Here is a 25,734-nt window from a genome sequence, read left to right as displayed (position 1 = left end):
CCGGCTATTTTATTGCAGCAAGCACCCACCCCACCGACAGCAAATCCGCGCTGCCGCCCGGGCTCAGGTTGCGTTCAATCAATGCGTTATCCATTCTACGCAACGCTTCACCATCCCAGCCGTCAGCCAGCAGTTCCCGCGCATAGTCCTGAACGTAGCCCAGCCCCTCAATGCCGCCGCGCGACACCAGATTGCTGTCCTGATTGATTGCCATCAGGCGTAACAGCAGGCCGTGAAGTGAATGTCCGTTCCACTGCCCCAGCGCTTTACGCACCGTCGCAAAACCACTCTCCGACTCGCCGCGCGCGCCGGTTAAGCCGTACTGCCGGAACTGCCGCTCCCCCGCCGTCGCCTGCCCGCTGCGTTCGGCCAGCTCTCGCGAAACCAGCCCGTGGCAGATGTTACTCACCTCACAACAGAGGCTTTCTGCGGAGATATTTTTCACACGCCCGGCGGCGAAGCAGAGTAAACCAAGGGCAAAAATGCCCCCTTTGTGCGTGTTCACCCCGTTCGTCGCGGCATACATCGCCTGCTCACAGGCCATCCCCATCGGGCGGAGGATCCGTAACTGTTCGCCTGCGGGTTTATCGGCATGCGTGTTACCCAACTCAGCAAAGCGCGAAAACCACGGCGTAATCGCCATAATGCTGCGGACAAACAGCGCGTGATCCATATCGCGATGGGAGCCGTTATTGAGCCTGTCCACCAGCCCCGGTTTCGGTGTCAGCGCCAGCTCCTGCCACAGCGCCTCTGCGGCAAGCGCGGGGACGTCAAGCGGGCGCGGTTTAGTCGCGAGCAAACCAGTCATCGATCATCTTCTCCACGCGCGCCACCACCTGCTCCACAGGATGTTTGCGCGAACGGGAACAGGCGTGGGCCGGTTCATCACAAATCAGGCAGCGTCTGAGATGGGAGCCCAGCGACTGACGTCCAACGTGGCCGTTTTCAGGGCAAATCACATCCAGATCCCACAGCCTGCCAAGCGGGTGCGTCTGCTCCAGCTCTGCACAGTGGGCTTTGATTTCTGCCGCGGGATGGGCCACGCACCACAGCGCTTCGGGCCCGGTCGGGAGCCACAGCACCTGGCGGTCCAGCACCTGCCAGCGGTTTTCCCACAGCAGCTGGTCGCACATTTGTAACGCCACGCCCATGGTGTTGCGATAGCGCAGGCTGTCTTTGATCTCCCCGGGTGTTACCAGCGTGAGGGAGATCACCGGTTGTTGATAGTGCGTAAGCCAGTCAGCCTGACGGGCTGCGCGGCGCTCTTTCGCCGCCAGCAGCGCGTCCAGGCTGACACCCGCTCGCACGGGTGTCGCAATGGTCATATTCACTCCTTTACCTGTCGAACGGTGTCGATCACGCTGCCGTCGCGGTAGCGGATCACCCCGACAATTTTGTCTGTGAACTCAATCGGTTTCGGTACGCCTGTCAGCGAAATTGCCCGCTCATAGAGGGCGTTGATATCCACAACCTTCAGCCCTGCTTCCATGAGGCGTTCGCGGATCTCCGGGCGCGCCGGGTTGACCGCAATGCCGTGATCGGTGACCAGCACGTCGATGCTTTCGCCCGGCGTGAGGCGTGTGGTAACGCGCTTCACCACCGTCGGAATGCGGCTACGCAGCAGCGGCGCAACGACGATGGTCAGGTTCGCCGCGGCGGCCACGTCGCAGTGCCCGCCGGACGCGCCGCGCATCACGCCATCGGAGCCGGTAATGACGTTAACGTTGAAATCGACGTCAATCTCCAGCGCGCTGAGGATCACTACGTCCAGTTGGTCGCAGCTTGCCGCCTTACTGCCGGGGTTGGCGTAGACGTTAGTGGAGATCTCCACGTGGTTCGGGTTGCGCGCCAGCGAGGCCGCCGCCTGGCCGTCGAAGCACTGGGTATCGAGCAGCTTTTCGATCAGCCCCTTCTCGTGCAGATCTACCAGGCTGCCGGTGATGCCACCCAGCGCAAAGCGTGCCTTCACGCCGCTGCGCTCCATCTTCTCTTCCATAAAGCGGGTGCAGGCGGTGGCCGCCGCGCCGGAGCCGGTCTGCATCGAGAAGCCCGGTTTAAAATAGCCGGAGTGCTCAATCACATCCGCCGCATAGCGGGCAATCATCAGCTCGCGCGGGTTACTGGTGACGCGCGCCGCGCCGACGCTGATTTTTGCCGGATCGCCCACGCTCTCCACCTGCACGATGTAGTCCACCTGATCCTGCACCAGGCTGGCGGGCATATTGGGGAACGGCACCAGCGCTTCCGTCAACAACACCACCTTGCGGGCAAAATGGGCGTCCACCATCGCGTAGCCCAGCGAGCCGCAGCACGATTTCCCGTGCGTGCCGTTGGCGTTACCAAACTCATCGCTGCACGGCACGCCAAGAAACGCCACGTCAATGTTCAGCTCACCGTCCTGCAGCAGCTTTACGCGCCCGCCGTGAGAGTGAATTTGTACCGGCTCGTCCATCAGCCCGTGGGAGATGGCATCCGCCAGCTTGCCACGCATGCCGGAGGTGTAGATCCGGGCGATCACCCCGCTTGCAATATGCTCGATCAGCGCGTCGTTGCAGGTCATCAGCGAGCTGGAGGCGAGGGTCAGGTTTTTGAAGCCCATCCGCGCCAGCAGCGCCACGACGGTGTTGATCACCCGGTCGCCTTCACGAAACGCGTGGTGGAAGGAGATGGTCATTCCGTCCTTCAGGCCGCTACGCCTCACCGCCTCTTCAATGGAGGCGCAATGTTTACGGCTGTGTTTCGCGTCGCTGTCCGCCAGCCACGGCGTGGCGCTGTGGGCGGTATCAAACGGTTTTAACTCCCGCAGATGGGGAAAATTCACATGGAGAAGTTCTGTCTGGTTCATTGTGTCATCCTTACCGACGCACGCCGGAAGCCGCCGCGCGTTCGAGCACCACCTGCGCGTGGTTAATAATCGGTGCATCCACCATCTTGCCGTTGAGCGACACCACGCCAAGGCCGTTACGTTCGCCCTCTTCTGCCGCTTCAATCACCCGCAGGGCGTGATCCACCTCTTCCTGGGTCGGCGCGTAGGCGTTATGCAGCAGGTCTATCTGGCGCGGGTTGATCAGCGATTTGCCGTTAAAGCCCATCTTGCGGATCAGATCGACCTCGCGGAGGAATCCGGCCTCATCGTTAACGTCTGACCACACCACGTCGAAGGCGTCGATGCCTGCTGCGCGAGCGGCGTGCAGCACGGCGCAGCGGGCGTAGAACAGCTCGGTGCCGTCGCCGCGCTCGGTCTGCATGTCCATCACGTAGTCAAAAGCCGCCAGTGCAATACCAATCAAGCGCGGCGAGCTGCGGGCAATCGCCACGGCGTTGATAACGCCAATGGCCGATTCAATCGCCGCCATCACGCGGGTGGAACCAACCTCGCGCCCGCACTCCTGCTCGATACGCTCAAGGTGGCCTTCCAGCTCGTAGATGTCGTCCGGGGTGTCGGTTTTCGGCAGGCGGATCACGTCCACGCCGGCACGCACGACGGCTTCCAGATCCAGCAAGCCAAACGGCGTGCTCAGCGGGTTTATGCGCACCACGGTTTCGATGTCCTGATACATCGGGTGCTGCAGGGCGTGGAACACCAGCATTCGCGCGGTGTCTTTCTCGCGCAGAGCAACGGCATCTTCAAGGTCAAACATGATGGAGTCTGGACGGTAGATAAACGCGGTTGAAAGCATGGCGGCGTTGGCGCCCGGCAGGAACAACATACTGCGGCGGAGTTTGCTCATTTCAGCGCCCCCCAGTTAATGGCCTGTTCATCGGCAGCACGCAGAAGCGCACTTTGCAGGCGGGCGCGGATCACACAGTCCAGCGCCCCTTTGTCTTCAATAATGATAAGTCCCTGGTGCACGTTCATGGCGCGCAATGTCTCGTTGACCACCTGGCAAATTTGCTCGCCAAACTGCTTAATCACTTCACTGTGGATGACTATCTCCAGCTCGCCGTGAGCGGGAGCAATTTTCACCATCAGGTCGCTGGACTCCTGCGTTCCGGCCAGCGCCTCCCTTACAATTTTCATGATAAATTCCTGGTAGTTAAGCGACTTCCGCACTCGCACGGTAGTGTGTTTCGAGGTGCGCGAAGGTGGAGTCCGGGACAATCTCCCGGATCCGGGAAAACTGCTGAGTCTTGAGCAAGCGGCGCACTTCGGACGCTGAAATGGCATTGCCGGTGGCCTTGATGCGCGGCATTTCCACCACCTCAATCTGCGGGCTCAGCAAGGCGTGCAGCGTCTGGTTGTACTGACGGGTGATATCGCAAAACGGCTCAGAGCCGATAAAACGATGGGTAATGCCCAGCGCCGGTGCGATAAAGTCGCGGAAGATCAGCACGTCGATTTCGCTCCACGCCTGCTGCACTTTGCCGGTCTCTTTCAAAAAGTAGGCCGGGAAGGTGGCGCGGGAGATGATGTACTGCGAGCCTTCGTGCACGGTCACATTTGGCAGATGCGCGACGCCCGCACGCACCATTCCGAGGCGCGCGCTGAACGGAAAGAACGAGGCATCTTCACGCACCACAAACAGGTGCAGGGCGTCACACTGCATCGCCGCCTGCTCCACCAGATGACGGTGGCCGAGGGTGAACGGGTTGGCGTTCATCACTATCGCGCCAGTCTTCTCCCCGCCCTTGCGCATCCTGCCCAGGGAACGGCAGTAACGCTCGATCCCCTGCGGAGTGTTCTCCATCAGCACGGCGTTGTTGCCGCTCTGGGCAACCGGCCAGAAGCCGCTACGCGCAAAGCGCTCCTTATTGCACGGTCGCGTGCAGAGGAAGAGGTGAAAATGACCGCGCTCCAGCGCCGCATTCTGCACCTCCGCCAGCAAGCGCGCACTGAGGTTCTCGCCGCGAAGCTGCTCGTTCACGGCCACACACTTGATGACGTTGGCGGCAAGACCGGCGCAACCCACCAGCTGCGCGCCGGACCAGGCTTCGACAAACAGCGTGATGTCGTTGTCCAGGCCAAGGCCGCTGTCTGCCAGCAGATAACGGATCTGGCTTAAGCGTTCCGGGTGTTTCGCCACCAGCGTGTGGCGAAAATCGATGGGTTGACTGTTCATGCCGCCTTTCTCAGTGTGCCGCCGCAAGCCCGATGGCTGGCGCTTCCACAATCACGTTGCTCAGATGACCGATATGCTCGATCTCCACTTCAATGCGATCCCCCTCTTTCATAAACAGCGGCGGATTACGCTTTTTACCCACCCCGCCCGGGGAGCCGGTGATGATCACATCGCCCGGACTTAAGCGGGTAAAGGTGCTGATGTACTCGATCAGCTCCGCAACCTTGTGGATCATGCTGCTGGTGTTATCTTCCTGCACCATGCGGCCGTTCAGCCAGGTGCGGATCGCCAGCCTGTGCGGGTCAGGGATCTCATCGGCCGTTGCCATCCACGGGCCAAACGCGCCGGTCTGACGCCAGTTCTTACCGGCAGTAAACCAGGTGTGCTGCCAGTCGCGGGCGGAGCCGTCCATATAGCAGCTGTAGCCCGCCACGTGGCGCAGCGCCTCGTCACGGCTGATGTTTTCCCCGCCCTTGCCGATGATCACCGCCAGCTCGCCTTCGTAGTCGAATTCGCTGGAGTGACGCGGCTTCAGCACCGGCTCGTTGTGGCCGGTCTGCGAATCCGGGAAGCGCACGAACAGCGTCGGTGCCGGGTTGTGCTGGTCAAACTCCTTGCGCTTGTCGGCGTAGTTCATGCCGACGCAGAGGATTTTTTCCGGCTGCTCAATCACCGGTAAGAAGGTGATGGCGCTCATCGGCACGTCCAAGGCATCGTTCAGGTAACGGGTGGCCTGCGCCAGCCCGTTGCCCTGCAGCAGCGCTTTGAGGTCGCTGTAGCGGTCGCCGAGACGGCGACCTAAATCAATCACACCTTCGGCCTGGACGATGCCGTAGCTGCGTTTTCCCTGGTATAAAAAGCTTGCGAGTTTCATTGTTCTTTCCTGAAAACTTAAACGAGGAAGTTGCCCAGAATCAGCAGTGAGATAGAGACGTTAATCGCGCCGCCGATACGGGTAGCAATCTGGGCGAAGGGCATCAGGCTCATACGGTTGCCTGCGGTCAGGATCGCCACGTCACCGGTACCGCCCTGGCCACTCTGGCAGCAGGAGACGATGGCGACATCAATCGGGTGCATACCAATCTTTTTGCCGACGAAGAAGCCGGTCGCCACCAGTGAAGAGACGGTACTGATAATCACCAGCAGGTTAGTCAGCGTGAAGGCCGCGACCAGTTCATGCCATGGGGTGATCGCCACACCGACCGCGAAGAGGATGGGATAGGTCACCGAGGTCTGGAAGAATTTGTACACCACCTGAGAGCCTTCCAGCAGACGCGGAGAGGCACCGTTGCAGAGCTTCACCAGCACCGCCATAAACAGCATGCCAACCGGCGCAGGCAGACCAATCAGCTTGTGGCCGAGCATGCCCAGCATGTAGAGCAGCACCGCCAGCAACGCACCGGAGGCGATGGTGGTGACGTCCGCTTTGCCAGAGAACGCCGGTTGAGAAACGGTGGCATCGGCATTCGCGCGGTTCGGCATCAGCTGACCTTCACCGGTCAGGTGTGGATAACGCTTGCCCAGCTGGTTCAGACAGCCGGAGATGATGATAGCGGTCAGCCCGCCGAGCATGACCATCGGCAGCACGCGACCGAGCGCCACGCCCTGATCCATGTGCAGCAGGGTGGCGTAGCCGATGGAGAGCGGGATAGCCCCTTCGCCCACGCCGCCTGCCATAATCGGCAGAATGATAAAGAAGAAGATCTGGAACGGCTCAAGACCCAGCGCCAGACCCACGCCCATCCCCACCAGCATGCCGACGATCTCGCCGCACAGCATCGGGAAGAAGATGCGCAGGAAGCCCTGAATCAGCACGGTGCGGTTCATGCTCATGATGCTGCCGACAATAATGCAGCAGATGTAGAGATAAAGAATGTTGGTGGATTTATAGAACTTAGTGGTGGATTCTACTACCACATCCGGCAAAAGGCCGTAATAGACCAGCGCGGAGGGGATAAAGGTGGCGCAAATCGCCGCCGCGCCGAGCTTGCCGACAATCGGCAGGCGTTTGCCGAACTCACCGCAGGCAAAACCGAAGAACGCCAGCGTCGCCACCATCACCACGATATCGCTTGGCAGTTTTCCGCCCAGACAATCAATGGCAATCAGCGCGCCCGCCAGGACAAACAGCGGCAGAGGAATAATCCCGATTTTCCAGGTATCCATAATATGCCACCAGCGCTCTTTGAGCGATGGCCGCTGAATATCAATCGGGTCGTGGGTAACAGAGAAAGAATCGTCAGTTGTGCTCATAATAAGCCCCTTAGTTATTTTGTGCGTTCAGCTTAGAGTCACAAAGGCTTACTTTATGTGAGGAATGGCATATTAAAAGCGAAGTTTTAATGGCGACTATGGTTTTAATGGTTTCTTTTATTTAATGTGATTTGCCCCTTATTTATTGCCGTGGTTTTTATGGTTTCTTTTCTAAACCGAACAAACAAATAACATTTACACGGTGGTGTTTAAGGGAAAACCCTTTCAGATAATTCTTTTGCAGGCCTTGCTGTGCAAGGGATCACAAGTTTTCGGCAAAGCGGGTATCCACGCGAAAAAAGATGATATATTGACAAACTTCGTTGATACCACGCGTGATTGTTATGAAAGTATCGTTTCAGATTAAGCTGTTTGTTTCGCTGGTTGTCTTTTTCTCAGTGCTTTTTGCTTTGCTGGGCGGATATTATTATGTCGACGTTAGCCGACAGCTTTATCAGGAAATGAGCGCACGCGCAAAAATACAGGCGGAAGAGATCGCCCTTATTCCGTCATTACGAAAAGAGGTCGAACAAAAAGATATCAACGCCATTCACGATTTTATGCAGAAAATAGCCACCCACAGTGATGCCAGTTTTATTGTGATTGGCGATAACAAAGGGCTGCATCTGTTTCATTCCGTTTTTGCGGACAGAGTGGGCCATACGCTGGTCGGCGGAGACAACGAAGAGGTGCTGCGCGGTAAAAGCACCACCACTATCCGCAAGGGAGGATTAGGCATTTCGCTGCGCAGCAAAGCGCCCATTTTTAACGATGCCGGTCAGGTAGTGGGAATTGTCTCGGTAGGCTATCTCACCAGCTATCTTGAAACCATCACCGTCAGTAAAGTGGTTAACATCCTGATCGCCGCCGTACTGTTACTGCTTGCCCTTTTTATCTTCTCCTGATTCTTTACCCGCAGTATCAAGAAGCAGATTTTCTCCCTGGAGCCGCGAGAGATTGGTCTGCTGGTGCGCCAGCAGAAGGCGATGATGGAGTCCATTTATGAAGGGGTGATCGCCATTGACGATGAACGGCGAATAGAAGTGATTAACCAGGCGGCACGCAAACTGCTGGGCCTGAGCCAGCCGGCCCGGGAACTGCGCGGGCAGCTGATAAGCGAGGTAATCGATCCTGTTCCGTTCTTCGAAACACAAACGATGCTCGCCAAAGATACCCATGACGAGATTTGCCGCTTTAACGATCTCACGGTGATCGCCAGCCGGGTGCGCATCATGCTTGAGAACTCTCTGCAGGGCTGGGTGATCACCTTCCGCGATCGCAACGAGATCGACTCGCTCAGCGCCCAGCTCAGCCAGGTTAAACGCTATGTTGATAACCTGCGCATTATGCGTCACGAGCAGCTAAACCGGATGACCACTCTCTCCGGCCTGTTGCATATGGGCCGCTACGAGGAGGCGATTGGCTACATTCAGGCGCAGTCGGAACACGCTCAGGAGCTGCTGGACTTTATCTCTTCGCGCTTCAGCTCCCCGACACTGTGCGGCCTGCTGCTGGGGAAAGCCGCGCGGGCGCGGGAGAAAGGCGTCGAGCTGAACTTCGACCCGATCTGTCGTCTGGACAGACCGTTCCTCGCGCTGCCTGAGGAGGCGCTGATTTCTATCATTGGCAACCTGCTGGATAACGCCATTGAAGCGACCCAGCGCTCGCCGCTTCCGCATGCTCCTGTGGAAGTGCTGATAAAACTGAGCGAACAAGAACTCATCATCGAAGTGGCCGATCAGGGCGTTGGCATTGAACCGGAGATCCGTGACAGGATATTTGAGCGCGGCATCACCACCAAAACACGCGGCGATCACGGCATTGGTTTGTATCTGATCGAAAGCTATGTCACACAGGCTGGCGGTGCAATTGAGGTTGCCGATAACACGCCGCGGGGGGCGATTTTCTCACTGTTTATCCCCGCCACGGGAACCGCCCGGCATCCCGCACAGGAACAGGAAGATACCGATTATGCAACATGAACTTATCGACGTACTGATAGTTGAAGACGAGAACGAACTGGCGCAACTGCACGCAGAGCTGATCGGCAAACATCCGCGTCTTAGACTGGTGGGGATTGCCTCGTCGCTGGCGCAAGCGCAGGTTGAGCTTGAAAGTAAACAGCCGCAGCTGATGTTGCTGGATAACTACCTGCCGGACGGGAAAGGCATCACCCTTATCAGTAACCCGATGCTCGCCCGCGCCAACTGTTCAGTGATTTTCATCACCGCCGCCAGCGATATGGACACCTGCAGCCAGGCCATTCGTAACGGGGCGTTTGATTACATCCTGAAGCCGGTTTCCTGGAAGCGGCTCAGCCAGTCGCTGGAGCGTTTTGTGCAGTTTGCTGAGCAACAGCGGGTCTGGAAGATTGTTGACCAGCAGAACGTCGATTCTTTATACCAGCTACAGGCGAAAAACTACCGCCAGGACAACGGCAGCAAAGGTATTGAGGAAAATACACTGGCGCGGGTGCAGGCGCTGTTTAACGACAAGGCGACGCACTGTTTTACGGTGGATGAGGTGGTGAGTGAAACGGGGCTGAGTAAAACCACCACCCGGCGCTATCTGGAGCACTGCGTGGAGGTGGGCTTTCTGAGCGTGGAAATGCTGTACGGGAAGATTGGGCATCCGCGGAGGATGTATAAACGTAGTGCGGTTTGAAGAAAAGTTCCCTCTCCCTGTGGGAGAGGGTTAGGGTGAGGGCAACAGCCCGCACTATCTCAATACATACCCATAAAGCCGTTTAATCCCGTCGGCATCCTTTTCGCTGTAAACGCCCTGCAGCTCCGGCGAGAAGCCCGGCAGCAGGTTAATCCCCTCTTCCAGCGCCAGGAAGTAACGCTGCACCGCCCCGCCCCAGACTTCTCCCGGCACCACGCACAGTACACCAGGCGGATACGGTAGCGCGCCTTCGGCGGCAATGCGCCCTTGCGCATCACGGATGCGCACCAGCTCCACGTTCCCGCGAATGTACGCCTGATTGGCATCCTGCGGATTCATCACCACCGCGGGCAGGCTCTCCTTGCGGAACATCGCCTTCTGCAGATCTTTCACATCAAAACTGACGTAGAGATCGTGCATCTCCTGACACAGCTGGCGGAGCGTGTAATCCCGGTAGCGTACCGGGTATTTCTGATAGATGGTCGGCAACACGTCCGCCAGCGGCGTATCATCTTCAATATGCTGTTCAAACTGGCCAAGCATCGCCACCAGCTGCGCCAGCTTCTCGCTGCTTTCGGCAGGCGTCAGCAGGAAGAGGATCGAGTTCAGATCGCACTTCTCCGGCACGATGCCATTTTCCCGCAGATAGTGCGCAAGGATGGTCGCCGGAACACCGAAATCAGTATATTCCCCGGTTTCAGCATCGATGCCCGGCGTGGTCAGCAGTAGCTTGCACGGATCGACAAAGTACTGATCGCGGGCATAGCCCTCAAATCCGTGCCATTTTGCCCCCGGCTCAAAGCTGAAGAAGCGACGTTCGCTGGCGATGGCCTGAGTTGGATGATCCTGCCACGGACGGCCTGCCACCACTGGCGGAATAAACGGTTTGATCATATGGCAATTTGCAATGATCGCCTTACGCGCTTCAATCCCCAGCTCGACGCACTCCGCCCACAGCCTGCGTCCGCTCTCCCCTTCGTGAATTTTTGCGTTCACATCCAGCGCCGCAAACAGGGGATAAAACGGGCTGGTGGAGGCGTGCAGCATAAATGCGTTGTTCAGGCGCTTGTGCGGACAGAAACGCGCCTGGCCCCGGATGTGGTTATCCTTTTTATGGATCTGCGAGGTTTGCGAGAACCCGGCCTGCTGTTTATGCACCGACTGGGTCACGAAAATGCCCGGATCGTTCTCGTTCAGCTCCAGCAACAGCGGGGAGGTTTCCGCCATCATCGGAATAAATTGCTCGTAGCCCACCCAGGCAGAGTCAAAGAGGATGTAATCGCACAGATGGCCGATCTTGTCGATCACCTGACGGGCGTTGTAGATCGTGCCATCGTAAGTGCCAAGCTGGATCACTGCCAGGCGGAACGGGCGGGTCTCGTCTGCCTTCTCCGGCGCAACGTCGCGGATCAGATTGCGCAGGTACGCGTCGTCAAAGCAGTGTTCGTCAATCCCACCGATAAAGCCAAACGGGTTACGCGCCGCTTCCAGATACACCGGCGTCGCGCCCGCCTGAATCAGGGCCCCGTGATGGTTAGATTTGTGGTTATTGCGATCAAACAGCACCAGATCGCCACGGGTCAGCAGCGCGTTGGTCACCACCTTGTTGGCCGCCGACGTACCGTTCAGCACGAAGTAGGTTTTATCCGCGTTGAACACTTTCGCGGCGAACTTTTGCGCATGCTTGGCGGAACCTTCGTGGATCAGCAGATCGCCGAGCTTCACGTCGGCATTGCACATATCGGCGCGAAAAACGTTCTCACCAAAGAAGTCATAGAACTGTCGTCCCGCCGGGTGTTTTTTGAAAAACGCCCCGTGCTGGTGGCCCGGACAGGCAAAAGTGCTGTTGCCCATTGCAACATACTGGCTCAGGGTGTCGAAAAACGGCGGTAACAGGTTCTCTTCGTAACGGCTGGCGGCAGATTCCAGTTCCAGGAACTCCTGCGCTTTACCCGAGATGACAGCCGTGGCGCCATCGGGCACGTCCGTCGGCTCTTGCGAGAATAAATAGACCGGTAAATGAAAGCCCGTGCGTTTCAGCAACGCAAGAATGCCACTGCGACTCTCCGCGAGCGTAATGACGACTGCCGCCACATCGGTAAAATCAGTGTTATCCAGCGTCACCTTTTCGCGATGCGTGGACACAGTGGAAACCAGCTCACGGCTGACGGCGATTTTCATGGTTTTCATAGGCGCTATATACCCTCACCGAACGGTGAGACAGGGAGGAGAAAATTCGCGCAATAATGTCACCTTTTATTTTGAGGTGCAAGAAGGAATCAGTATGCACTTCACCACCCAAAGCTAAGCGTAAAAAAGCGCTGGCGTGTCATAATCATGCAATACCTATGATTAAGTAACAGGAGTTTTCCGTGGTTATCGGGCCATTTATCAACGCGAGTGCCGTATTGCTGGGCGGCGTACTCGGTGCAGTGTTAAGTCAGCGATTACCGGAGCGTATTCGCGTCTCTATGCCCTCCATTTTTGGCCTGGCCTCCCTCGGGATTGGCATTCTGCTGGTGATCAAATGCGCCAACCTGCCGGTTATGGTGTTGGCCACTCTGCTCGGGGCGCTGATTGGTGAGTATTGTTATCTGGAAAAGGGGATTAATAACGCGGTCAGCAAAGCGAAAAACCTGATAGCCCGTCCGGGCAAAGCCAAACACGGCACCCATGAGACGTTTATTCAAAACTACGTTGCCATCATTATTCTCTTTTGCGCCAGCGGCACCGGGATTTTCGGTTCGATGCAGGAAGGGATGACCGGTGACCCCAGCATTTTAATCGCGAAGGCGTTTCTCGATTTCTTCACCGCTACGATTTTTGCCACCACGCTCGGTATCGCGGTGGCCGCGATTTGTGTGCCAATGCTGCTGATTCAGCTGGCTCTCGCCACCTGCGCCACCCTGATCCTTCCGCTGACCACGCCCGCGATGATGGCAGATTTTACCGCCGTTGGCGGTCTGCTCCTGCTGGCAACAGGGCTGCGCATCTGCGGGATCAAGATGTTCGCGGTGGTGAATATGCTGCCCGCCCTGCTGCTCGCCATGCCGCTTTCCGCGCTGTGGACCCACTTTTTCGCTTAAGATTGCGACGAACTGGTGAGAGATTGTGCATCCTGTGACGAAAACAACATTTTTCGTTGACGGCGGAGAGTGAATCGGGTTTAATGCGCCCCGTTGCCCGGATAGCTCAGTCGGTAGAGCAGGGGATTGAAAATCCCCGTGTCCTTGGTTCGATTCCGAGTCCGGGCACCAAATTCATATCAACGGACCTCCACGGAGGTCCGTTTTTGCATTCTAAGCCCTCAAAAATCAACACTTCTACAATCCCTTAACTCCACCCAACTCAATCAACTTCAACCCGCATCAAGTCCCTTGTGAGGGTACAACTGAGGGTATAGTCTGATTCGATAAAATTTATACCCCTTTTACTATCAGGAGATACCGCCAATGGCGCTCACTGACGCTAAAATCCGTGCAGCTAAACCGGATGAAAAACCTTATAAACTTGCCGACAGCGGCAACATGTTTTTGCTTGTTCACCCTAACGGTTCCCGCTACTGGCGGCTCCGCTACCGGTTTCTGGGCAAAGAGAAAACGCTCGCTCTGGGTGTTTACCCTGAAGTCTCGTTATCAGAAGCAAGGGAAAAACGCGATGCGGCAAGGAAGCAGATAGCTGAGGGAACTGACCCGTGCGAACAGAAACGTATCAAAAAGTCTGTACCCGAAACAGCTCAGACATTTGAAGGCATCGCAAGACAGTGGCATAAGAGCAATAAAAAATGGTCTGCCTCACATAGTGAGAAGATACTGAAAAGCCTCGAAACTCATGTGTTTCCCTTCATCGGCTCACGCGATATTACCTCACTCAGGACGCCAGATTTGCTTATCCCCGTTAAAGCAGCCGAAGCCAGAGAGATATACGAGATAGCCGCCCGCCTTCAGCAACGTATCACTGCAATCATGCGCTATGCTGCCCAGTCCGGCATCATCAGCTATAACCCCGCTGTCGATATGACTGGTGCATTAACAACAGTGAAACGACAGCACCGCCCCGCCCTGGCCCTCAACCGCATTTCAGAACTCCTTGAACGCCTGGATACATACCGGGGTCAGCCTCTGACACGGCTGGCAACAAAACTCACCCTGCTTATCTTCATCCGTTCCAGTGAACTCCGTTTCGCCAGATGGTCTGAGATCGACTTCGAAAAAGCCATGTGGACGATCCCTCCGGAGCGGAAACCTATTGACGGGGTCAAGTACTCGCATCGTGGCTCCAAAATGCGGACAGAACATCTGGTACCACTCTCTACTCAGGCGCTGGATATTCTGAAGCAGATCCACACTATCAGTGGAGAGCATGAACTGATTTTCACCGGCGACCATAATCCATGGAAACCCATGAGTGAAAATACGGTAAATAACGCACTGCGGCTTATGGGTTACGATACGAAGGTCGAGGTCTGTGGCCACGGCTTCCGGACAATGGCCTGCAGTTCATTGATTGAATCAGGATTATGGTCGAGAGATGCGGTTGAACGTCAGATGAGCCATCAGGAGCGTAATGGCGTACGGGCGGCTTACATTCACAAGGCGGAGTTTCTGGATGAACGAAGACTGATGCTGCAATGGTGGGGGGATTTTATCGACGCAAACATTCACGAGGTTGTTTCTCCTTTTGACTACGCCAGAGTCAATAATCCACTGAGATAATCAGGATTTCACTTATAAGCCCCGTAATCAGCCATCCAGCCTTTACGGTTGGCTGGCTTCACCTTCTGGATTTTTTTTTGTAAAGACTGACGGCAAACCGTACGAAACAGAATCAGATAAATACCCGGCTTTCCATTAACCATTTAACCAATTAAATTAAAACAACAAACATATAATGTTACATTTACAGAATTTTATAATTTAGTAAAATTTGTAAATTGTGCAGTATCTGATATCAATCCAGAGGCTACTGACCATGAAGATCCCCGTTTATCTGAAACATAAACCTGTCATTACTGTCGAAAATTATGATCGTATTGATGGTCCATACGCTGACGACAGTGATGCCAAAGGCCTGTCAGTCGGCATCGCGCAGTGGAATTCCCCCGGCTGGACAGAGTTGTCAGCTAAAGTCTGGCGCAATACCGGAGAAAAATGGTCAAGGCAGTCAGAAGAACTTCCTCTGCACAGGGTGATAGACCTTGCAACCCTAGTCTGTATCGTGATGGATTACAGCAGGAATGGGCGTCTGTCTTCTGATGATGATTTTCCGGTCAGTCGGGCGGGAGATAACCCGGACCTGGAACATCACACGGAACTAATGAAAAAAGAGCTGAAGCAGAATCACAGATATCTGGATGAGAGTCTTAAACGACTTGCTGTCGAATTAAAAAGGGCCGGCTACTGACCGTTGTGGAAGCATCCGGCTGGTTAAACACCTTCCCGGTTGTCATCAAATATTGGTAAGATGTGAGTTTCCCCCACAGGTTAGGAGGTAAAATGACCCCAAGGCTGCCGTTTGCGTTTGCTGTATTTCTGGGCTCATATTTGCCACTTAGTATGATCCTGCTCATTCAGGATTTTGATGACAGTAAATATAAAAGGCATCTTTGCTTTGATTTATTGACATCTGACTCCTGTAACCTGCCGTTTAAGGAACCATTACTGTCCGTCAGTTTATTTCTCATCTGCCTGGTATGTTTTCTTCTTTCATGGCTTATATTAAAACTGGCTAAAAGCGATGAGCAAAAAATCAGGATTCTGGAAGTAAAGTATACGCCGTCAGACCTGATGAACTATGTTCTCCCTTACATTGTTTCGTTCATGAGCATTAATTACCAGGAGACCAACAAATTTTTGGGGTTTATTGTATTTCTTCTCTGGCTCTTCTGGCTGTCTTATAAGACCGGACAAATAATACTTAACCCTATACTTATCGTATTCAACTGGAAAATGTATGAAGTAACTTATCGACATCCAGGTAGCAAAAAGACACACTCAGGTGTGGTATTATCAAACCTGAGTATTTCCCCTGATTCTGATTACGAATATCAGACAATACAGTCTGTCATTATTATTAGTGGAGATAAGGATGAAACTTAAAGAATTACAGGATTTTGATATCCAGAGTGCAACACTTTCTGTCTGGGTGTTCAGGAAACAGACAGTAAAAAGTAACTCGGTATACAGGGGGAAATGGATCACTGTTGTTCCTGAACTCAAAACTGAACTGACGGAATTTATTTGTGCTGAAAGAGGAAAATACACGGAGACTATTGAGTATTCACTGCTGGCCCAGAACAATGAAGCCAGCCTGATGCTGATTGGTTCCGGAGAAACCTCTGCGGTTGCAATTACAGCACTATCTGCGGACCAGACACAGGCCAGAAAAGTAAAAGAAATCAAAGAACTGGCGAACTGTGATTTTTACTCTGTGAAACTGGTGTCCGGAGATACTGTACTACATTGTGTCAAAAAAACAGATCCATCATGGGCAACGAAAAAACAATCCGGATTACGATCTGTTGTTTTCAAAAACAATAAATTAAAAATAGATGACACCCCTCGTTTTAACATAGCAAAAGATTTTGATTTTTATATTCTTGGTGACAATGTTTTCATCAAAAACAAAAAAACGTTTGAATCCCTTCTGAGTTATAAAAAAGCTCACCTTACTAACTTTAACGATCTCGTTGATGAACCAGAATTCAGTCAGCTCTTTACCGATGCCGAGCCACTAAAAAGATATGTCGGAACAAACGCAATGCAGCTAAGAAGAGCATCGGCCATAAAAGAAAAAGGATTCTATAAGTTACCGGAGTTTATGGCAAGCCTCAGGGAACATGCCTCGCGGTTCCGGCTGAATCTTCAGTTTGATGAACAGGGCAGGATTATTGCCAGTGATGCCTGCTGTGCCGATATATTTCAGGCCCTGCTTGACCATCGCCTGCAGTCACACTTTGCCGCACATATCTACGATGTTCCGAATGCGTCACCAATTCAGTAAAAAAGTCAGGGATGAATTTTCCATCATCCCTGATTCAATACCTGCTAAATCAACCCCCACCTCATTTTTCTGCGGATATATCAGTTATAATACCTGTCTCAGCCTCACGGAATCCTTCCTGTATAATTCTTTTATATCTGGCCAGTGCCCTATCCCTGCGTTCTTCTTTACTCAATGTGGGAACGCCATAATGAATAACATCGCCATCAAACCGGAAATCTTCCAGGTCTTTCCAGGCAAATTGAGTCCAGAAAGTAACGACAGAACCATGGACAACCCCCACCTCTCCCAGGGTCTTTTTAAGAGGGACTTTTTTGCCATCAAAGACCAAAGAATGATTAAGCGATACCTGAATGTTTTCGTCTGAAAATGTCGCTGGTTTCGGAAGGCGGAAAAAATTCCGCAGAATGTTGATTACATCTCCCGCAGTAAAGCTCCCCGCCACAGGGATCCGAAACACGGAATCCTGTCGACTGGAATACAAAAAAATATCAAAAGGTGAATCTTCCAGTTGTTGCCGGAGCTCTTCGGTATAGCGTACTGAAAAGGTATTACTAATGGCTGAAACAAATCTGTTTTGAGGAACATCGAGAAGCTTTCTGAAATTACGTTCAACGTCAAGGGGATGCTTTTCACACAGAGACAACCATACCGATTCGCTCATGACATCAATGTCAGGCAGGACCTCTTTCAGCCTCTTTTCCGCCCCCCCGGTAACAGGGACGTTGACGCACAAAACATACTTTTCCCAGCCCAGCACATGCCGGGCCGCTTTGGCTGATATGACTGACTCAATAGCTTTTGTAACATTGAAATCACCAGCCTTACCGGATTCCACACACTTGCACTGATAAGCTATTCGGGCGGAGGGATACCAGAGATCAATCCCCTGCTCAGGAGGATTTCGGACATAAATTTCACTGGTACCATGCTGAAGATTCAGCAACTTACAACAAAAATGCTCCCAGACATCCGGAAAATTATGCTTTTCAGGAACACAGAGGAATGGTGGATACAGGCGATAATGTGTGCTCATTAGTCAGAAGACCCTGGGTAAAAAGAATATCGACCCATGGTCTATCATGAACAGCACTGAACTGACAACTCTCCCCCCTGAAAAACACCGTTATTCGGCGATCCAGCGAAATGTTATCAGCCGTACTTCGGTAATGTTATTAGGCGGTCTCTGTGAGTGGTAATACGCAATAGGTGTTTTCATAAGAAATGCCACTGCCATTTTTTTAATTTTCACATCTCAGACTTAAAAAATCCCCCTACAAGAAAATAGAATTATATTTAAAGTGATAATTAAACAAGCAGGTATCATCATAACCAATGAGGCCTGCCTATTTTTACTCCGATCACCTGCGTATTTTCATGAACGGAGATCACCCAATAACATCCATCGAGATCGGGTAATAACATTTGAGCAGATCGCTGAATAACATCGATGGAGATCACTTTTGACTCACTTTGTTATTCGGTGATCTCCATCAATGTTATTGGAACTTCACAGGTGTGTTGATCTGTATCTTTTGCCATTCCGGTGAAGGATACCTATGCCGACAGCTCCAATCTCTATGAGAAAACTCAAAGAAATACTTAGACTTAAATATGGTGCCGGACTCAGCCATCGTCAGATTGGCCGGAGTCTGGCGATCTCACCTTCTGTCGTATCCCGCTACGCCAATCGGGCGGCTCAGCTTGGTATTAAACAGTGGCCGTTGCCCGCAGAATGGGATGATGCAGCGCTAATGCATACGTTCCTTCAAACGCAGGTGAAGATGAAGAAACACTCCCTGCCAGACTGGGCTACGGTATACAAAGAGCTGCGTAATAAATGCGTGACGCTTCAACTGCTCTGGGAAGAGTACGGAGAACGCAATCCTGGCGGCTCTTACAGTTATAACCATTATTGCCGGATGTATCGCGAATGGCTGAAAACCACCTCGCCATCAATGCGCCAGGTCCATAAAGCTGGCGAAAAACTCTTCGTTGATTACTGTGGGCCAACCGTTGACATTACCAACCCTGATACCGGGGAAATAAGAACCGCGCAGATCATCGTGGCCGTTCTCGGGGCGTCAAGTTACACATGGGCAGAGGCCACCTGGTCCCAGCAGCTTGAGGACTGGGTTATGAGCCATGTTCGTTGCTTCCGGTGGCTTGACGGTGTTCCTGAGCTTGTTGTTCCGGACAATCTGAAAAGCGCCACGTCACGGGCCTGTAAATATGATCCTGACGTTAATCCAACCTACCAGCAGATGCTTGAGCACTACAATGTTGCCGTGATACCAGCGCGGCCGCGTAAACCAAAAGATAAAGCCAAAGCAGAAGTGGGCGTTCAGATCGTCGAACGCAGGATCCTGGCCCGGCTCCGTCACCAGGTCTTCTTCTCGCTTGCTGAGCTGAACCACTGTATCCGTACGCTGGTAACCGGGCTCAACGAACGTCCCTTCAAAAAACTGCCGGGCAATCGCCGTGAGGCCTTCGAAAGGCTGGACAAAACTGTGCTCAGGCCATTACCGGTGCAGCAGTGGCGCTACCGGCACATCAAAAAAGCGAAGGTGAATATCGATTATCACGTGGAATATGAACAGCATCACTACTCAGTCCCCCATCAGCACGTCGGTAAAACTGTGGAGCTTCATGCCTTCGACAACCAGCTTGAAGTCTGGTCTGACGGGCAGATGATCGCCAGTCACCCGCGGCGTCTTCATCCGGGCAACAGTACGGCAGCAGAACATATGCCGGAGCGCCATCGTCATCATCAGCAGTGGACGCCAGAGCGGCTGAAAAGCTGGGCGGCCGGTGTGGGCTCCGACACCTTCACGTGGGTCAGCGAGCGTCTGGCTGAAAAAGCGCATCCGGAACAGGCCTATCGCCTGTGTCTGGGGCTGCTGAGCCTGACGCGTGAATATCCTTCTGAGCGCGTCAATAACAGCTGTCGGCTGGCCAATGCAGAGGGATTAACCCGGCTGAAGCAGATAAAGTCGATCCTGAAGAATAACCGCGACCTGGTTCCGGCGGACAAAGATCTGCACCCGTCCCAGGAGCTTCCTCAGGAACATGAAAACATCCGTGGCCCACGCCACTTCCACTGAAACAAGGGATCCGATAATGCCACATACGCTGATGAAACAGCTGACAGAAATGAAACTGACGGGAATGGCGGCCGCGCTGTCCTCACAGATGTAGCAACCCGGCACTTACGAAGAGCTCTCCTTCAGGGAAAGACTGGCGTTGCTGGTCACGCGCGAATCACTCGAAAGGGATCAGCGTAAACAGAAACGTCTGCTACAAAAAGCCCGCCTGAGGCTTGAAGCCTCGGTCCAGGACATCGACTACCAGCCAGCGAGAAACCTAGAACGTTCTCGGATCGCTCAGCTAAGCCAGAACGAATGGGTGGTCAGGGGGCAGAACCTGCTGATAACCGGCCCCTGCGGTTGCGGCAAAACCTATGTGGGCTGCGCCCTTGGCAACAACGCCTGCCAGCAGGGTTACAGCGTACAGTACTGGAGACTGAACCGGTTGCTGGTTGAACTGACGCACAGCCGCGCAGACGGTAGTTACCGAAAGCAGCTGGCTCAGCTGTCAAAAACGCAGCTGCTTATCCTGGATGACTGGGGCCTTGAGCCGTTGCTGCCAGCGCAGCGTAACGATCTGCTGGAACTGATGGATGGCAGATACGGAAAGAACGCCACGGTGATGATAAGCCAGCTGCCAACGGATGAGTGGTATGGCTGCGTTGGCGATAACACGCTGGCAGACGCGATCCTTGATCGTCTGATGCATAACTCCCACCGGCTGGAAATGAAGGGTGAGTCGATGAGAAAACGACTGGCACAGGTTGACTGAAAGTGAACGGTCGGTGTAATAAAAAGAAGTTAGGGCGCGTTAGGGAATAACGCGTTCACGTTCCTCCGGAATAACCGTTCAACTTCGCCAGAATACGCACGCGTACTTAATCAGTAGCCATAACATCATAAACCCTCACTAATCCTGTAAGTTAACTTGCCCTGCACCGACCTATCTCCCCAGCGCAATCCCGGTTTCGCGGTGTCTGTTACGGCCGTATTTTCTCATTTCTCGTCAGCCACGGTGAGGCTCTTTCAAGAGCTGGGTTGTATGAAAACGACAAAAACACAGCCGACAATAATTTACAAAATAACTTGTTGACCCTGTATTTACCACAGGGTTTTTAATACACATCAACAGGTGAGACGGCGATGACGCCGGTATCACCAGATGACCAGATAACCCAAGGAATATGACCATGAAAAACATCAAACTGCTTGCTGCTGCCGGTATGCTCTCCGTAGTTTCTTTCTCCGGCTTCGCCCAGTCCGTCAGCGTTACTGCTGACACCCTGAACAACGCGGAAGCGAAAATTGCCGCTATCGCCCAGGAATCCGGTGCTTCGTCCTACCGCATCACCAGTGCTGACCAGAAAAACGTTGCCCGCGTGACTGCAGTACTTGATAAGTAATCCGGGACGGTATTACCCTGAACCTGAGCAGTAAACGCGTGAGATGGTCGCAGAGGGAACTGCCGGACTGACTGCCACTATAGTGGGGGTCACCTCCGGTTCCGCCGGCGACCTCACATGCGGACACACCCTCCAGGACAACCCTATCCCTGTTGTCCGTTTTCCTTGATGACTGTTTTAGTCAGGTTACCCCCAGGTAGCCTTTTTTTTGTCCTTATCCCACCAGAAAAAACAGCGTAAGGGTGTTGACCCTGTATGAACCACAGGGTTTTTAATACACATTAACAGGTGAAACGGCGATATCTGATGAAGAGGAATATACAGATGAAAAAATTTAGCGTGACTGCAGTACTGATTCTGAATGGCATGCTCTCATCCGGAGCTATGGCAACCTCGTTCCTGCCGGAAACTTGCTCGGATATGGACATCTCTGTCCGGACAGACTATGTCAACCATGAAGACGTGAGCCACGTCTTTGACTGTCAGCCAGTGATCTGATGTAAAAAAACGGTCGGATTAATTTTCCTTTTAAGTGCGTTAGTGCCTTTGAATTTTTTTCGGGTCCAGAACTTCACCGCGGTCAGACCCAGCGGGAGCCCTGATGTCGTCACTGCCAGGCTCGAATGCATCAGGATCCCACAATTGACACCTGCATCATTCCCCGTCTTGATTAGGTGTGATTGCCTGCAAATCCTACTGCATCAGGGTTATCCCGGTGGTAGCCAAATGTTGTGGTGTCCTGAAGCAGTAGAATCTTCTCACCTTGCAGCGCATATATCCTTTGACTGGTAGCCTCGGAATGTCCCTGCAGCAGGTGCTGCTCATCAATCCTGTCACTGGAAAGGAACCGGTAAGCGGCTTTTGTTGCTGCATTATCCTGGCAGGCAAAAGGGAGGCTGTTGCCCATCCCCCGCCAGAGTTTTTGCATGAGACTTTTAAAACGACTGGCACGGCGGCGATCGCTAAAGACAGAAGAATTAATTTCCTCATCGAGCCATGAAAGCGAAGTCTGTTCCTGATTAATCATTCAACCATCCCTGAAAGTAATTTAGCTGATTATCATAATGATTACCTTAATATAATTGTGGGTAGTTGCAAGTCTCGCTGGACGCTTACAATTAACCCAATTCGCTTGATACATCAGATTGATTCCCTCCCTGAAAACAGTGCCGGTCTAAACGGAAGTCTCCTGTCTTACAACCAGCAGAAACACGGTGCATAGGGCCAATCCATGGTATAAGCAGTCAGTCTGAAAAAAAGTCTTGACCCTGTAGCCACTTCATGGTTTTTGATATGAAATGGATTCGTACTTAGTGCAGCGGTAAACAAATACCTCATTATTTTCTGCCATTTTCCCTTCGTGTTACCGCGTATATTGATATCAGGCAAGCTAAAGGAATTACCTGAATGAGAATAGTTACACTCGTAATATCTGCTGTAGCTTTGATGCCGGGAGTTACAGTCCCTAATGCGATAGCCGGTTTTATTGAAGACAGTAAGGCCAATCTCACACTCCGCAATTTCTATATTAATACAGATAATCGCAGTGGGGACGGGTTCAGTAAACAGGAAGAATGGGGACAGGGGTTCATCCTCAATTACGATTCAGGTTATACTGAAGGGCCAGTGGGATTCGGACTGAGCACTCTGGGGCTACTGGGCATCAGACTTGACGGAGGAGGTAAAGCAGGCTCACCGGCGTCAGGTCGGCAACCCGGTACAGTATTTCCGCTAGACAATGATGGCAGAGCGGTTCATCAGTTCGGTAGCCTGGGGGTTACCGGCAGGGCAAAAATATCTGATACGGAACTCCGTTATGGAACGCTTCAGCCCAAAAATCCCGTCGTTATATACAACGATGCCCGCCTTTTGCCCATGACATATCAGGGAGGACAAATATCATCAACAGATATCGACGATCTGAGTCTGACCGGCGGCGTTCTCACACATACAAAAGGACGTAACTCCACAGATATGCGCGGAATGTCCATTGCCGGAGCCAATGGAAGTGGTCCCACTTCACGGAGCAGTAATCGTTTTTATTTCGCCGGTGGTGACTATACTCTTATGAAAGACATGACTCTCTCATACTATTACGGTGAGCTGGATAATTTTTACAGGCAAAACTATATCGGACTGGCACATAACCTGAAAATCGTTTCCGGGAACCTGAAATCAGATATTCGTATATTCATCAGCGATGCAGACGGAAAGAACGGAAGTGCTGCAGGACGGAGTGCCGGATATGTAAGTACTGGTTATTACGGAAATAATCGCACAAAGGGAGAAGTGGACAACAATGTTTATAGCGGTCAGTTGACATGGTCTTCTGGAAGTCACAGTGTGAGCAGTGGTTATCAGTGGCTGACGGGGAAAAGTGACTTTCCATATCTGAATCGTGGTGATGGAGAAGGAACAAGCACCTGGTTAATTACTGATGCACAATTGCTAAAATTCAGCAGGGCGGGGGAGCGAACCTGGCTGGCACGGTACGCCTATAATTTTGCTGATGCAGGGCTCAAAGGGCTGAATCTAAGTATCCTCTATCTGAACGCCGATAATATTGATACCGGGGATGGGCGAAAGGGGGAATGGGAACGGGATATTGCCCTGAGTTATACTATCCCCGAGGGAATACTTAACGGACTTGGCATCTCCGTAAAAAATGCCACAATGCGCAGCGCTCTGCCTGACACAAGTAGAAAAGGCTCTGCTGGACAGCGTGACCAGGATGAAACCCGGGTTACAGTCAGTTATACCCTTCCTCTTCTCTGATATAGTGTTTCCGGTCTTTTGTGCTGTTGAGCAGGACAGACCGGAATGACGTTCGCAGGCAGCAGAAAATTTATATCTGGCTGTCAGTCCAGTAGTTATTTCTGTCCCGGTTCTCCACTCAGGTCCGACTTAAAACATATCGTTTTTACTGCCATTTAAATAAAGAGTAGCCTTGCATGTCATTATTATCAGTTTTAAAGTATCCGGATCCCAAATTGAAGATCATTGCAATGCCCGTCGAACATATTTCACCGATAACCCGGCAATTTATTAAGGATATGATTACCACTATGTACGGTACATCCAGTGTAGGTTTAACAGCAACCCAGGTTGGTGTTCACCAAAGGATTGCTGTAATTGATGTCCCTGAATCGCTGGTGCAACCAATAGTATTAATTAATCCGGTAATTGCTGAGAGTAAGGAAGAAAAAAATATCACGGAGGAAAAATGTCTTTCTATACCAGGAACCAGTCGTTTTGTATACCGTGCAGAGAAAATAAATGTCACCGCTCTTGATGCTTTTGGGAATACAATAAATTTTAGTGCAAGTGGTACTCTCTCGATCTGTATACAGCATATGATAGACCATATGAACGGAATTCTATTAACTAAGAGCCTATCTCAATAGGACTTTATTCCAGACGATAAGACCACAGGCAAAATGCAACATAGCCTCGTAATTTTCGGCCTTCTTTTTCCATCGGGTCAGAACCCGGCGAAAGCGATTCATCCAGCTATGAGTCCTCTCAACGCCCCAGAGAGGGGCTTTGAAGTCCCTGTTTTTAGTGGCGTCAGACTCCTCTTTACGGGACTGAATATGTGGCTCGTAACGGCGACTCTGCAGATACGTTTTCAGCCATCCAGCTTCGTAACCTTTGTCCAGACAGAGCCTGAGTTTCCACCCGGATGCCCCGTCTGAAGGGCATCGAGCGTATCCGCAACCAGTTTGATGTCGTGCGTGTTCGCTGCTGCGACGACCAGCGACAGAGGAAGCCCCCTGGCGTCCGTCAGCAGGCTGCGCTTTACGCCTTGTTTCCCTCTGTCCTTAGGATTGCGACCTGTTTTTTTGTTCCTGACAGCGGCGATTTGGTCATACAACCGTCCATCGACAACCAGGACCAGTCAATGCTGTCCAGATGCTCGCAGGCAAGCAAACCGTTCTGCCAGAAGCGCTCAAAGATGCCTGAATCGTGCCACTCCTTAAAGCGCCGGTGTGCAGGACTCGATGAACATATCCCGGTGGCGTTCAGACAACCAGTCCTGAGGAAGAAGAATATGGCATCCATGGCAGCGCGGTTATCAACGCGTTTCCGGTATGTATCGAGTGGATGGCTGGTTTTGTGCTCAGGGATACCCGGTCATTTTTTTAGGCTCGATGCAGAAAAACAATGAAGTTTCAATTTTATCATTGCAAGCCTTTCATTCACTAAAACTCTTCGGCCAATCCGAAACTGGTGACTGTAGTAATTTCTTACAGGCTAAAACTTGCA

At 52.6% G+C, this 25,734-nt stretch carries 22 protein-coding genes, 1 tRNA gene and 3 pseudogenes; 14 read left to right on the top strand and 12 right to left on the bottom strand.

All coding sequences use genetic code 11. The features are described 5' to 3' along the window. Positions 1-4: 4 nt before the first annotated feature. From citG to ACOTX3_RS12625, 8 genes are read right to left on the bottom strand one after another with little or no spacing between them, the layout of a single operon-like run. Entirely contained in the window at positions 5-808 is an 804-nt protein-coding gene (gene citG / locus ACOTX3_RS12660) for a triphosphoribosyl-dephospho-CoA synthase CitG (RefSeq protein ID WP_058678484.1), read from the bottom strand. Then, positions 786-1,325, bottom strand: a complete 540-nt coding sequence (citX, locus tag ACOTX3_RS12655; RefSeq protein WP_013098679.1) for a citrate lyase holo-[acyl-carrier protein] synthase — start codon at positions 1,323-1,325, stop codon at positions 786-788. Before citX ends, citG begins: the two co-directional genes overlap by 23 nt. Before the next feature lie 2 nt (positions 1,326-1,327). Continuing rightward, complete coding sequence (citF, locus tag ACOTX3_RS12650) at positions 1,328-2,845, bottom strand: citrate lyase subunit alpha (RefSeq protein ID WP_058678483.1); 1,518 nt, start codon at positions 2,843-2,845, stop codon at positions 1,328-1,330. Between the two features lie 10 nt (positions 2,846-2,855). Further along, positions 2,856-3,731, bottom strand: a complete 876-nt coding sequence (gene citE / locus ACOTX3_RS12645) for a citrate (pro-3S)-lyase subunit beta (protein WP_058660737.1) — start codon at positions 3,729-3,731, stop codon at positions 2,856-2,858. Then, positions 3,728-4,021, bottom strand: a complete 294-nt coding sequence (gene citD, locus ACOTX3_RS12640; RefSeq protein WP_058678482.1) for a citrate lyase acyl carrier protein — start codon at positions 4,019-4,021, stop codon at positions 3,728-3,730. Before citD ends, citE begins: the two co-directional genes overlap by 4 nt. A gap of 16 nt (positions 4,022-4,037) precedes the next feature. Continuing rightward, positions 4,038-5,060 carry a [citrate (pro-3S)-lyase] ligase gene (gene citC / locus ACOTX3_RS12635; protein ID WP_127869112.1) on the bottom strand — a complete coding sequence of 341 codons (1,023 nt, stop codon included), beginning with the start codon at positions 5,058-5,060 and terminating at the stop codon, positions 4,038-4,040. Between the two features lie 10 nt (positions 5,061-5,070). After that, positions 5,071-5,934 (bottom strand): fumarylacetoacetate hydrolase family protein, encoded by an 864-nt coding sequence (locus ACOTX3_RS12630; RefSeq protein WP_058678480.1) that lies wholly within the window; start codon positions 5,932-5,934, stop codon positions 5,071-5,073. 17 nt (positions 5,935-5,951) lie between these two features. After that, positions 5,952-7,313 carry a 2-hydroxycarboxylate transporter family protein gene (locus ACOTX3_RS12625; protein WP_013098685.1) on the bottom strand — a complete coding sequence of 454 codons (1,362 nt, stop codon included), beginning with the start codon at positions 7,311-7,313 and terminating at the stop codon, positions 5,952-5,954. A gap of 344 nt (positions 7,314-7,657) precedes the next feature. Here ACOTX3_RS12625 and ACOTX3_RS12620 point away from each other — a divergent pair. After that, positions 7,658-9,295: pseudogene (locus ACOTX3_RS12620) on the top strand (ATP-binding protein). Further along, positions 9,285-9,977 (top strand): response regulator, encoded by a 693-nt coding sequence (locus tag ACOTX3_RS12615; RefSeq protein WP_058678478.1) that lies wholly within the window; start codon positions 9,285-9,287, stop codon positions 9,975-9,977. Before ACOTX3_RS12620 ends, ACOTX3_RS12615 begins: the two are co-directional and overlap by 11 nt. Before the next feature lie 54 nt (positions 9,978-10,031). On the opposite strand, the gene ACOTX3_RS12610 is transcribed toward ACOTX3_RS12615, so the two are convergent. Next, positions 10,032-12,167, bottom strand: coding sequence for an ornithine decarboxylase (locus ACOTX3_RS12610; protein ID WP_058678477.1), 2,136 nt, complete (start codon positions 12,165-12,167; stop codon positions 10,032-10,034). Positions 12,168-12,349: 182 nt separating this feature from the next. Between ACOTX3_RS12610 and ACOTX3_RS12605 the strand changes: the two genes are divergently transcribed. From ACOTX3_RS12605 to ACOTX3_RS12580, 6 genes are all read left to right on the top strand, one after another. Beyond that, on the top strand, positions 12,350-13,063 hold the full coding sequence (locus tag ACOTX3_RS12605; RefSeq protein ID WP_058678476.1) for a DUF554 domain-containing protein: 714 nt from the start codon (positions 12,350-12,352) through the stop codon (positions 13,061-13,063). 95 nt (positions 13,064-13,158) lie between these two features. Further along, positions 13,159-13,234, top strand: a tRNA-Phe gene (locus ACOTX3_RS12600). A gap of 195 nt (positions 13,235-13,429) precedes the next feature. Beyond that, the gene (locus ACOTX3_RS12595) at positions 13,430-14,692 is read left to right on the top strand and encodes a tyrosine-type recombinase/integrase (protein ID WP_023336677.1); all 1,263 of its coding nucleotides are present in this window, start codon (positions 13,430-13,432) and stop codon (positions 14,690-14,692) included. A gap of 256 nt (positions 14,693-14,948) precedes the next feature. Beyond that, on the top strand, positions 14,949-15,380 hold the full coding sequence (locus tag ACOTX3_RS12590; RefSeq protein WP_005123253.1) for a DUF6530 family protein: 432 nt from the start codon (positions 14,949-14,951) through the stop codon (positions 15,378-15,380). Positions 15,381-15,472: 92 nt separating this feature from the next. Next, positions 15,473-16,075, top strand: a complete 603-nt coding sequence (locus tag ACOTX3_RS12585) for a hypothetical protein (protein ID WP_023336676.1) — start codon at positions 15,473-15,475, stop codon at positions 16,073-16,075. After that, positions 16,065-16,979, top strand: a complete 915-nt coding sequence (locus ACOTX3_RS12580) for a Kiwa anti-phage protein KwaB-like domain-containing protein (RefSeq protein ID WP_023336675.1) — start codon at positions 16,065-16,067, stop codon at positions 16,977-16,979. Before ACOTX3_RS12585 ends, ACOTX3_RS12580 begins: the two co-directional genes overlap by 11 nt. A gap of 61 nt (positions 16,980-17,040) precedes the next feature. Here the strand turns inward: ACOTX3_RS12580 and ACOTX3_RS12575 are convergent, their stop codons facing one another. Further along, positions 17,041-18,015, bottom strand: a complete 975-nt coding sequence (locus tag ACOTX3_RS12575; RefSeq protein ID WP_023336674.1) for a hypothetical protein — start codon at positions 18,013-18,015, stop codon at positions 17,041-17,043. A 523-nt stretch (positions 18,016-18,538) separates the two neighbouring features. Here ACOTX3_RS12575 and istA point away from each other — a divergent pair. The 4 genes and pseudogenes from istA (at position 18,539) to ACOTX3_RS12555 (ending at position 21,966) form a co-directional block, all read left to right on the top strand. Beyond that, the gene (gene istA, locus ACOTX3_RS12570) at positions 18,539-20,083 is read left to right on the top strand and encodes an IS21 family transposase (RefSeq protein WP_023336673.1); all 1,545 of its coding nucleotides are present in this window, start codon (positions 18,539-18,541) and stop codon (positions 20,081-20,083) included. 16 nt (positions 20,084-20,099) lie between these two features. Continuing rightward, positions 20,100-20,837, top strand: a pseudogene (gene istB, locus ACOTX3_RS12565) (IS21-like element helper ATPase IstB). Positions 20,838-21,255: 418 nt separating this feature from the next. Then, on the top strand, positions 21,256-21,468 hold the full coding sequence (locus ACOTX3_RS12560; protein WP_016154425.1) for a DUF1471 domain-containing protein: 213 nt from the start codon (positions 21,256-21,258) through the stop codon (positions 21,466-21,468). A 324-nt stretch (positions 21,469-21,792) separates the two neighbouring features. Further along, on the top strand, positions 21,793-21,966 hold the full coding sequence (locus tag ACOTX3_RS12555) for a hypothetical protein (RefSeq protein WP_023336671.1): 174 nt from the start codon (positions 21,793-21,795) through the stop codon (positions 21,964-21,966). A gap of 172 nt (positions 21,967-22,138) precedes the next feature. Here ACOTX3_RS12555 and ACOTX3_RS12550 read toward each other — a convergent pair whose 3' ends face one another. Further along, positions 22,139-22,495: an IS4/Tn5 family transposase DNA-binding protein gene (locus tag ACOTX3_RS12550; protein WP_016154428.1), complete on the bottom strand. Its 357-nt coding sequence runs from the start codon at positions 22,493-22,495 to the stop codon at positions 22,139-22,141. Positions 22,496-22,875: 380 nt separating this feature from the next. Here ACOTX3_RS12550 and ACOTX3_RS12545 point away from each other — a divergent pair, with 380 nt between their 5' ends. Beyond that, positions 22,876-24,243, top strand: a complete 1,368-nt coding sequence (locus tag ACOTX3_RS12545; protein ID WP_023336670.1) for an OprD family outer membrane porin — start codon at positions 22,876-22,878, stop codon at positions 24,241-24,243. A 215-nt stretch (positions 24,244-24,458) separates the two neighbouring features. Then, complete coding sequence (def, locus tag ACOTX3_RS12540) at positions 24,459-24,872, top strand: peptide deformylase (RefSeq protein WP_052702687.1); 414 nt, start codon at positions 24,459-24,461, stop codon at positions 24,870-24,872. On the opposite strand, the pseudogene ACOTX3_RS12535 reads toward def, so the two are convergent. Next, positions 24,861-25,596, bottom strand: a pseudogene (locus tag ACOTX3_RS12535) (IS5 family transposase). The gene def and the pseudogene ACOTX3_RS12535 overlap by 12 nt on opposite strands. Between the last annotated feature and the right edge of the window lie 138 nt (positions 25,597-25,734).

The organism is Enterobacter cloacae complex sp. IR5384 (assembly GCF_049237265.1).
GTDB classification, from domain to species: Bacteria; Pseudomonadota; Gammaproteobacteria; order Enterobacterales; family Enterobacteriaceae; genus Enterobacter; species Enterobacter cloacae.
This window is presented reverse-complemented; position numbering and strand designations above follow the sequence as displayed.